This window comes from Paenibacillus alginolyticus DSM 5050 = NBRC 15375 (assembly GCF_000422905.1).
GTDB classification, from domain to species: domain Bacteria; phylum Bacillota; class Bacilli; order Paenibacillales; family NBRC-103111; genus Paenibacillus_E; species Paenibacillus_E alginolyticus.
Genome location: NZ_AUGY01000165.1, coordinates 1 through 8,882, shown reverse-complemented (window position 1 = coordinate 8,882; position 8,882 = coordinate 1). Strand labels below are relative to the sequence as shown.

Here is an 8,882-nt window from a genome sequence, read left to right as displayed (position 1 = left end):
ATTTTCTAGTTCTATCCCATGGAGGCTTAGCTCAGCTGGGAGAGCATCTGCCTTACAAGCAGAGGGTCGGCGGTTCGATCCCGTCAGCCTCCACCATTTACAAATTTCATGCTTTCTTCTTAATGACGCGGGGTGGAGCAGCCCGGTAGCTCGTCGGGCTCATAACCCGAAGGCCGCAGGTTCAAATCCTGCCCCCGCAACCAACCTTTTAAATTAGGAGAAATCTTGATTAAAAAAATCCTATATTAGGTTCATAATGTTTATGGAGCTGTGGTGTAGTGGCCTAACATGCCTGCCTGTCACGCAGGAGACCGCGGGTTCGAATCCCGTCAGCTCCGCCATTTTTACAAAATCAAGTAAGGCTCGGTAGCTCAGTCGGTAGAGCAGAGGACTGAAAATCCTCGTGTCGGCGGTTCGATTCCGTCCCGAGCCACCATTTTTTTAAACTAAATATGCCGTTGTAGCTCAACTGGTAGAGCAACTGACTTGTAATCAGTAGGTTGGGGGTTCAAGTCCTCTCGACGGCACCATTGCTTTTGTGGAGGCTTAGTGAAGTGGCTAAACACGGCAGACTGTAAATCTGCTCTCTTCGAGTTCGGTGGTTCGAATCCATCAGCCTCCATTTACTTTTTCTAGGGGCATAGTTTAAGGGTAGAACAAAGGTCTCCAAAACCTTTGGTGTGGGTTCAATTCCTGCTGCCCCTGCCAAAAAAGTAAGAAACTTAATATTGTGGCGGTCGTGGCGAAGGGGTTAACGCACCGGTTTGTGGATCCGGCATTCGCGGGTTCAAGTCCCGTCGTCCGCCCATTATTACCAAGCAACATAATGGGGATTAGCCAAGCGGTAAGGCAACGGACTTTGACTCCGTCATGCCAAGGTTCAAATCCTTGATCCCCAGTTTTATATGCGGAAGTGGCTCAGCGGTAGAGCATCGCCTTGCCAAGGCGAGGGTCGCGGGTTCGATCCCCGTCTTCCGCTCCATTATTACTAAGGCGCCATAGCCAAGTGGTAAGGCAGAGCTCTGCAAAAGCTTTACCCCCAGTTCGAATCTGGGTGGCGCCTCCACATTATTAGCCGGAGTGGCGGAATCGGCAGACGCACAGGACTTAAAATCCTGCGGTAGGTGACTACCGTACCGGTTCAAGTCCGGTCTTCGGCATTAGCTTAATTGCATGCGCGCCTTAACACATCAAGGCGCGCCACATAAGCCGGCATGGCGGAATGGCAGACGCGCTCGACTCAAAATCGAGTCCGAAAGGGTGGAGGTTCGAGTCCTCTTGCCGGTATAACGAATAGAAAAAGCTCATGAAATTTAATAATTTCATGAGCTTTTTCTATTTATTTGTGTGTTGCTTGTATATACAGTAATCGATGAGCTTACAATTGAGGCGAGAATCCTTTGTTATCAGCCTAAAAGAGTTGAACATATGCGCTTTTAGGCGAGCGCCTTTTTTTCCAAAAATGACTCGAGAATCTGAACAAGAGGCTGCAGCCTTCCATATGGTAGAAAAGAGATTGATATGCCATTATGGAGGTGTAAGTGCTATCGAGTACTTAGATATGTTAGCCAAATTAGGAGTAGGAAATGCGCATCCCGGGGGTTTCGGAGAGACGATTGAGCAATTGAAGAAGTATCCCATTGAGAAAGGGAAGCGCGTGCTAGAGGTCGGATGCGGAACTGGAAGAACGGCATGTTATTTGGCTGAACAAGGATGCGAAGTAACAGCGGTCGATATTCGTCCGGAAATGATCGCGAAAGCGATCATAAGAGCTGAGAAGCAGGGGGTACAGGTGCAATTCCTGGTTGGGGATGTATGCCAGCTACCTTTTGAAGATCATACTTTCGATGTTGTGATGGTGGAGTCAGTGACGAATTTTGCTGATGCTCAGAAAGCTGTATCCGAGTATTATAGGGTACTTAAATCCGAAGGTAAGCTTTATGATCGAGAAGTTATCCGTATCAAACAGATGTCACCTAGCGTTCAAAGGGCGTTGTGCAGCTTCTATGGGGTAAGTAAAATATATAGTATGGATGAATGGCGGGAGCTGTTAGAAAAGGGCAGGTTTGGACCTGTGGAATTCTCAGGAATACATTCCTTCCCGCTAATGATGTTCGAAGATCAAGTTCAACATCCAGATCCTGTTCATCTGTCTGATAAGCAGTCGTTTATGGATCCGCGGATTTGGCAAATCACTGCAAAATACGATGAGCTTGTCAATAAATATCATTCCTATATGGGTTATACCCTCATGATTGGATCGAAGGAATAAGGGGAAGACAAGGAAGGATTTTGGCTTCCCAATGGCGAAATATATGAGAAAGATTATCATTGGGGGCTGCTTCTTTGAACATAGATGTCATAACGGAACGAATTCCAAATCGTAAGGCGAAAGAAATCTATGAGCGAATTTGTCGTCAAACAACGGTTTCCAAAACGGAGTTGTTAGAGCAAAGCGGGATGACGGTTTCTACATTGACGCGGCTTTTGGAGGAACTGACAATTCAAGGACTTATCCTTGAATCTGGTTTCGGTGCCTCAACAGGAGGGCGTAGGCCGATTCTATATGAAAAGAATCCGGCCTATGCTTATGTTTTTGGGTTGGAAATATCCAGAACGTTGTCTAAGTTAGTACTTGTCGATTTGGGCATGAAGAAACTGGATTCACGGAGTTGGACGATGACGGCAGAGATGACGCCGGATGTGTTGATTCGTCTAATTGTAGATGAAGTACAAAGGATGTTAATCACGCACAACATTGACTCTTCCGCGGTACTTGGAATAGGGATCGGTGCGGTGGGTCCTGTGGACCGTTTGTCAGGGACCATCTTAGAGCCGTCCTATTTTCCAGCAAAAGGATGGAGAAATGTCGAGATATGCAGGCAGTTAACGGGGGAATTAGGTATTCCTGCATTGCTGGATAATGGAGCTAATACGGCCATCCTAGCTGAATCATGGCATCAACGTACGCAGAGCTTTAAGCATCTGCTCTATATTCATGCTGGGATTGGTTTGCGCTCCTCCATGGTTTCTGAGGGAAAGGTTATTTATGGTGCCGTCGATATGGAAGGCTCTGTGGGTCAAATGATTATTCAAACGGATGGTGTACCCCATCGTAACACGTCAGGCAACTATGGAGCATTGGAGTCATATGCTTCTTTATATGCCATCGAGAAGACAGCTCGCTCTGCCTTAAAGCAGGGTCGATCCACGGTATTGTCCCATTTGGTTGATGACCCTGAGCATGTCACGTATTTGCATGTTTTGGAGGCGCTCAAAAAAAATGATCCCCTAGTTGTGGAGATCATCACGGAGGCTGCCACTTTTTTCGGCATTGGACTAGCTAACTTGCTAAATATATTACACCCCGAAAAAGTAATCTTAGGGGGGCCGTTAATTGCTGGTGGGGAGTTGTTTTTCCAAACCGCTACGCAGGTAGCGATTCGGAAGACATACTACTACCCCGCCTATCAAGTCGTCTTCAGCAAAGGGCAGCTAGGTGAGGAAGCTCTGGCGATTGGTGCTGCTGTGATGGTCATGGACCAGTTGGTTAGGCTTTAATGATCTTCAGAAAATCAATGAGCAGCGCATTGAAAGATTCCGGTTTTTCCATCGGCGTCAAATGTGAGGCGGCCGGTATGACATGATAGCTGGCATCTGCAATTTGGTCGGCCATTTTCTTCATGACATCCGGAGGCGCGATCGGGTCCTGCTCACCGGCGATGACGAGCGTTGGCACCGAAATAGAGCTAAGCAGGTCGACAGAGTCCTCGCGGAATGCCATGGCCAGACAAGCATGGACAAGTCCCTCGGCTGGCATCGATTCCATCACCATACTCAAGGTATCGACGAGCTTAGGATGCTCTTGCTTGGATGGTTCTGTAATAAGTTTAGGCAGCATAGCGTCTCTTGCCACCACAGACCCTTTTTCATAGAGAGAGACGGCCATGTTTAAACGATTCTTGCGAGCCTCTTGCCCATCAGCTTCAGGACGAGTATTGGCCAAGATAAGACCTGTGAAACGTTTGGGAGCTTTGCGTAAAAGTGCAAACGCTACATAACCACCCACGGAGAAGCCGCCAAGCGCGGCTTTTTCTATGCCCATTTTGTCCATTAAGGTTAAAATGTCATCGGCGTACTGGGCTATCGATATATTAGATACGGGTACATCGGATTGGCCCATGCCACGTAAATCAGGTGTAATGACACGATAGTTCCCTGACAACGCGACTACCTGCGATTGCCACATGCTATGATCCAATGGAAAGCCGTGCAGCAAAATAATAGGTGCTCCTTGGCCTTTTTCTTCGACGAACAGTTCGGCTCCGTTAATATGATGTTTCATCGTCCTTCACTCTCCATTAGATAAATTCACTGCGCATAAAGCCCTAATTCGTCGCCCAATTATAGTTCTTAGGACATAAAATAGGGAAAATTATCGAAAAAGTTATGTCTTCATACTTTCATTATGGTTAACTCATACTTCTTTAACATTTCGTTGGTATTCTCTTATTATACCTTTAGTTAGTAACCATTAACAGGCAGAACGAAACATTCATTTTACGAAGTGGGGTTATTCTTATGACTAAAAAGCCTTGGTCCACACAGGAATTGGACAAGTTGATTCGCCTTTCCTCTGAGTGTCCTCCAGTTGTTATTGCCAGAGAACTGTGTCGTCCAGTAACTTCTGTACGTAAAAAGATGCGCGAAATTGGGGTAAGTTATGTAACCGGGGAGCAATGGAAAAAAAGTCAAATACAGTATCTCATTTCGGATGAGGGCACGACGTATAAAAACAAACATAACCTAACACAAACACCAAAAGAAAATGACTTCGAATCTCCTGTTCTAGATGAATTCTGGACAACACTCGTGAAAATGGCCAGAGTCGCGAAAAAGAGGGGGAAAAGAGTAGATGTTCTCTCGTTTATCGATACATACCGCAAAATTCGTATTGGCGGATAATTATATAGCTAATCATTCATAAAAGGTGAAATCCGTTATAACGAGATTTTACCTTTTTCTTTTATCCAAATACCTCTAAACTGAGAAGACCAATTACATCTAGGAGGTTGTATGCACAGGATCCCTTTGTTTTCACTGATTAGCAAGTATGATACGGCGATATGGGTTCGAGTCGTTGGGACGATTCTAACTTCATTAGCCGGATTTATGATGAGACCTTACTTGGTTTATTATTTGTATGACAAGCTGGATGGTTCCATTTTCTTATCGATGTTGATTATCGGATTGCAGCCGTTATGCGGAATTTTCGTGAATCTGTATGCAGGCAGCTTGAGCGATCGATATGGAAGGAAGCCGATGATGCTGGCTGCGCTCATTATTCAAGCTTTCGCCATTGGCGGTTATATGTTTGCCAGCCACGTTTGGGAATTTGCTGTCATTTCGATCATTAACGGCATTGGCCATGCAATGTATGGACCAGCTGCTAATGCACAGATTACGGATGTTGTCCCGCAAGAGAAGCGCGCTGAAGTATTTGCTTTGCTGCACACAGCATTAAATATGGGTTCAGCATTCGGACCGCTGCTTGGACTGCTTCTATTCACGTGGAATCCGACAATTATCTTCTTGACTTGCTCGGTTGCTCTCCTTGCATACGCAGGGTTGGTCGTCTGGAAGGTTCCAGAGACAATGCCTGAGAAGAGCGCCTCGGAACTGGAGCTGTATAAGACAAAGCCGAAAATTAAATGGCGCGATCATAAGCCGCTCTTATGGATTACGCTTCTAGCGATGCCGGTATCACTTTTATACGCACAAGTGGAGTCTACGTTCCCACTGCATTTACAGCAGCATTTCGAGAATTATAAGACAGTTTTTGCTACGATTATTACCTTCAATGGCTGTGTCGTTATTGCAATGCAAATATGGATTGCTAAGCGTACAGAGCATGTTTCAGCCTATTTGGTAGTCGCAGCATCCTATCTGTTGTTTGCGATTGTGTCAGTTGGTTATGGATTTGTACCTATCTTTGCCATACTTCTTTTTGTTGAATTTTTATTTACCATTGGTGAAATGTTAAATGGTCCCCACATTCAGAAGGTGATCTCCGTTATTGCGCCTGAGGAGCATAGAGGTTGGTATTTCTCTGTGTTCGGTATGAATTGGCAGTTATCACGTGCCATTGGTCCCATTCTTGGAGGCTTGTTATTCAGTCACTTTGGCGGGAAGGTCATGTTCGCCGTCTTATCTGCCATCATTCTCCTAGCAGGTATTGCACAGTCGCGATATATTCGAAGTCTTAATCACAAAAAAGAGGAGCCTATTATCGAGGCTGCTTTGCAAACCTAACGAATGAAGCTCCCCGCAATTTGGGGAGCTTTTTACACTTTTGTAATACATACGTAAGCTTCATTTCATTGCTCTGCGGTATAATAGAATGAATGCTTGAGGAGGTATGCCGGATGGGTTCACTCGTTCTCGTGGTGGATGATGAAACGAATATTATTGATGTGTGCACCGTCTATTTGCAGCGAGAGGGGTATCAGGTTATTTCGGCGGTGAGTGGCGACGAAGCCATCCGCTTATGGCGGCTGCACAGTCCGCAGCTGATTGTTCTGGACCTCATGATGCCGGGCAAAAACGGCTGGCAAGTGTGCGAGGAAATTCGCAACGAGCAAGACGTGCCCATCATCATGCTGACGGCTCGAGGCGATGAAATGGATCGCCTCATGGGGTTAACGATGGGCGCAGACGACTACTTAACGAAGCCATTCTCGCCGCGTGAGCTGGTGCTGCGCGCGAAAGCGATTTTGCGGAGGCAGCAGCGCGGTTATGCGGAAGCGGCTAATGGTGCAGGCGCTGTGTCACCTGCGCATATCATGAAGTTTCCGGGGCTAGAGCTCAATGTGCTGCACCGGAGTGTTCGGGTGAACGGAAAGGAAATCGAGCTGACCGTGAAGGAATTTGAACTGCTGCACCTATTTACAGGGCATCCGGAGCAAGTATTTTCACGCAATCAGCTGCTAAGCAAAGTGTGGGATATCGATTATTATGGCGATACAACAACGGTCACCGTCCACATTCGCAGGTTGAGAGAGAAGATTGAGCCCAATCCCTCTGAGCCGCGATATATTAAGACGGTATGGGGTATTGGCTATAAATTTGAGGGTAGGGAGCCATCATGAAGCTTCGTATTTATTTGCTTATCGCGAGTGGGGTGAGTACGAGTATTATTTTGCTCACCTTGTTTATATGCTATCGATATATGTTATTGAACTGGAAGGACGTCGTCCTTTTGACGACCGTAACTCTTGGCGCAGCGAGTGTATCGATGCTCATACATTACTTCATGACACGTCCCCTTGAGAAAGCCATTCATGCGATTACGGAGGAAACGACGCATATTTCGGAAGGACATTTTGAGGGACAAGTGCCTCAGATTGGACCTGCTGAATTCCAAAGACTGGCAGATCAATTCAATCGAATGACGGGCAAGCTAAATGAAAGCTTTCAGAAATTGCGAACAGCTGAGGCATCCCGTAAAGAACTCGTAGCGAATGTTTCCCACGATTTGAGGACCCCCATGGCTTCCATTCAAGCATTCGTAGAAGCTTTGCAGGACGATGTCATTCAAGACAAAGAAACGTTTGCGCGTTATCTACAAACCATCCGGCTTGAAACGGGAAGATTAGACGGACTTATTCAAGAATTATTTAAGCTATCGCAGCTGGATGCTGGAGGTACTGAATTTGTTCCTGAACGGTATCATGTCGATCATTTGCTGCTAGACGGCTTGCAGAGTTTGGCTTTTCAGTTGGAGGAAAAACAGCTGCAAGTCGACGTCGATATGCCTGATCGATTGCCTCCAGTGGCGATTATGCCCCAGGAAATGAAGAGGGTCCTTGCTAACATTTTGGATAACGCCATAAGGCATTCTCCTGTTGGTGGGACGATTGAAATTAAAGTTGAACAGATCTCAGAGCAATATGTGCAGCTTGATATTCTGGATCATGGTCAAGGGATCGACGAGGAGGATAGCAGTAAGATTTTTGATCGCTTCTATCGTGCGGATCCGTCAAGAACTCGTGCAAGCGGAGGCGCGGGCCTTGGACTTGCGATTGCTAAATCGATTGTTCACCTGCATGGAGGAACGATTGGTGTTGATAGTCATACAGGTGAGGAAGAGCATGGGAGCCGATTCTGGTTTACGTTGCCGATTTATTAGTGGGGGGATAACGAGAAAGTAGACAATTGGTAGACCGCGCACACAGACCGCCGCACATAGACGGTTCATAGACCATATAGACTGCAAGTGAAATGTAGATGGATCACAAGATGCACATAGACGGCTCATAGACCACATATAGACTGCAAGCGAAATGTGTATGGACCGCAAGGAGGATCATCCCTTCTTGTGGTTTTTTTGCATGGTTGGGGTTTCATTTGGTTTTAGGAGAAGAGGGGGATTGCTGATTAAGATGCCTATATGATTGCTTTTTCTGTGGTTGAAGACCTGTAAGTTGTACGGCGTACAACAATTTCCTAGGATTCTGCCTTCCTGGCCAGAGATGTTGTAATTTGTAACATTAGCAAGATAAAGCTAGATTTGATGAATTAATGTTGTACAAAATACATTACCGATGCATCAAACCTCACATCAAATATTTACTTAATTTGTAATATAAAGTATTTATTAATCTAGACAAACAAAGAAAAAGCACCTATGTTTAGGGAATGACGCGCTATCCATCATTCTCCCAAACAAAGGAGCAAACCATGGATAACGATAAGGAATTTTTAGTAGTTTGTCAATGTCTCAAAGTGCTCAATGTCCTAGATTATCGGTCTATTTTTCAGGATCATCGGTCAAAGAAGCTGTTTGCGGGTTCAGCCATAGGGCTTCATGTCGTTGCTCAGCT

General features: G+C 45.8%; 7 protein-coding genes and 13 tRNA genes. 19 read left to right on the top strand and 1 reads right to left on the bottom strand.

All coding sequences use genetic code 11. The features are described from left to right. Positions 1-20 precede the first annotated feature (20 nt). The 15 genes from G519_RS0136715 to G519_RS0136645 all read left to right on the top strand — a co-directional run bounded on the left by G519_RS0136715 (position 21) and on the right by G519_RS0136645 (position 3,561). A tRNA-Val gene (locus G519_RS0136715) sits at positions 21-96 on the top strand. A 30-nt stretch (positions 97-126) separates the two neighbouring features. After that, positions 127-203: transfer RNA gene (locus G519_RS0136710), tRNA-Met, on the top strand. A 61-nt stretch (positions 204-264) separates the two neighbouring features. Next, a tRNA-Asp gene (locus tag G519_RS0136705) sits at positions 265-341 on the top strand. A 19-nt stretch (positions 342-360) separates the two neighbouring features. Further along, positions 361-436 (top strand) — tRNA-Phe (locus G519_RS0136700). 18 nt (positions 437-454) lie between these two features. After that, a tRNA-Thr gene (locus G519_RS0136695) sits at positions 455-530 on the top strand. A 10-nt stretch (positions 531-540) separates the two neighbouring features. Then, positions 541-622: transfer RNA gene (locus tag G519_RS0136690), tRNA-Tyr, on the top strand. A gap of 12 nt (positions 623-634) precedes the next feature. Beyond that, positions 635-708, top strand: a tRNA-Trp gene (locus G519_RS0136685). A 25-nt stretch (positions 709-733) separates the two neighbouring features. Beyond that, positions 734-806: transfer RNA gene (locus tag G519_RS0136680), tRNA-His, on the top strand. 21 nt (positions 807-827) lie between these two features. Continuing rightward, positions 828-899: transfer RNA gene (locus G519_RS0136675), tRNA-Gln, on the top strand. A gap of 8 nt (positions 900-907) precedes the next feature. Further along, positions 908-982, top strand: a tRNA-Gly gene (locus tag G519_RS0136670). A 10-nt stretch (positions 983-992) separates the two neighbouring features. Beyond that, a tRNA-Cys gene (locus tag G519_RS0136665) sits at positions 993-1,066 on the top strand. Between the two features lie 8 nt (positions 1,067-1,074). After that, positions 1,075-1,160: transfer RNA gene (locus tag G519_RS0136660), tRNA-Leu, on the top strand. A gap of 48 nt (positions 1,161-1,208) precedes the next feature. Then, a tRNA-Leu gene (locus G519_RS0136655) sits at positions 1,209-1,287 on the top strand. A 214-nt stretch (positions 1,288-1,501) separates the two neighbouring features. Continuing rightward, positions 1,502-2,272, top strand: a complete 771-nt coding sequence (locus G519_RS0136650; protein ID WP_244280342.1) for a class I SAM-dependent methyltransferase — start codon at positions 1,502-1,504, stop codon at positions 2,270-2,272. Between the two features lie 74 nt (positions 2,273-2,346). Next, positions 2,347-3,561: an ROK family protein gene (locus tag G519_RS0136645; protein ID WP_036635292.1), complete on the top strand. Its 1,215-nt coding sequence runs from the start codon at positions 2,347-2,349 to the stop codon at positions 3,559-3,561. Here G519_RS0136645 and G519_RS0136640 read toward each other — a convergent pair. Next, positions 3,551-4,345, bottom strand: a complete 795-nt coding sequence (locus G519_RS0136640; protein WP_029198800.1) for an alpha/beta fold hydrolase — start codon at positions 4,343-4,345, stop codon at positions 3,551-3,553. The genes G519_RS0136645 and G519_RS0136640 overlap by 11 nt on opposite strands. 236 nt (positions 4,346-4,581) lie before the next feature. Between G519_RS0136640 and G519_RS0136635 the strand changes: the two genes are divergently transcribed. The 4 genes from G519_RS0136635 to G519_RS0136620 all read left to right on the top strand — a co-directional run bounded on the left by G519_RS0136635 (position 4,582) and on the right by G519_RS0136620 (position 8,188). Beyond that, positions 4,582-4,965: a hypothetical protein gene (locus G519_RS0136635; protein ID WP_029198799.1), complete on the top strand. Its 384-nt coding sequence runs from the start codon at positions 4,582-4,584 to the stop codon at positions 4,963-4,965. Positions 4,966-5,076: 111 nt separating this feature from the next. Next, positions 5,077-6,312: an MDR family MFS transporter gene (locus G519_RS0136630; protein WP_029198798.1), complete on the top strand. Its 1,236-nt coding sequence runs from the start codon at positions 5,077-5,079 to the stop codon at positions 6,310-6,312. 113 nt (positions 6,313-6,425) lie between these two features. After that, positions 6,426-7,148, top strand: coding sequence for a response regulator transcription factor (locus G519_RS0136625; RefSeq protein WP_029198797.1), 723 nt, complete (start codon positions 6,426-6,428; stop codon positions 7,146-7,148). Beyond that, positions 7,145-8,188 carry a HAMP domain-containing sensor histidine kinase gene (locus tag G519_RS0136620; protein ID WP_029198796.1) on the top strand — a complete coding sequence of 348 codons (1,044 nt, stop codon included), beginning with the start codon at positions 7,145-7,147 and terminating at the stop codon, positions 8,186-8,188. Before G519_RS0136625 ends, G519_RS0136620 begins: the two co-directional genes overlap by 4 nt. The last annotated feature ends 694 nt before the right edge of the window (positions 8,189-8,882 follow it).

Coding starts and splice junctions, on each gene's coding strand:
- G519_RS0136650 (WP_244280342.1), top strand. CDS start 1,502: ATGGTAGAAAAGAGATTGATATGCCATTATGGAGGTGTAAGTGCTATC.
- G519_RS0136640 (WP_029198800.1), bottom strand. CDS start 4,345: ATGAAACATCATATTAACGGAGCCGAACTGTTCGTCGAAGAAAAAGGC.
- G519_RS0136635 (WP_029198799.1), top strand. CDS start 4,582: ATGACTAAAAAGCCTTGGTCCACACAGGAATTGGACAAGTTGATTCGC.
- G519_RS0136630 (WP_029198798.1), top strand. CDS start 5,077: ATGCACAGGATCCCTTTGTTTTCACTGATTAGCAAGTATGATACGGCG.
- G519_RS0136625 (WP_029198797.1), top strand. CDS start 6,426: ATGGGTTCACTCGTTCTCGTGGTGGATGATGAAACGAATATTATTGAT.
- G519_RS0136620 (WP_029198796.1), top strand. CDS start 7,145: ATGAAGCTTCGTATTTATTTGCTTATCGCGAGTGGGGTGAGTACGAGT.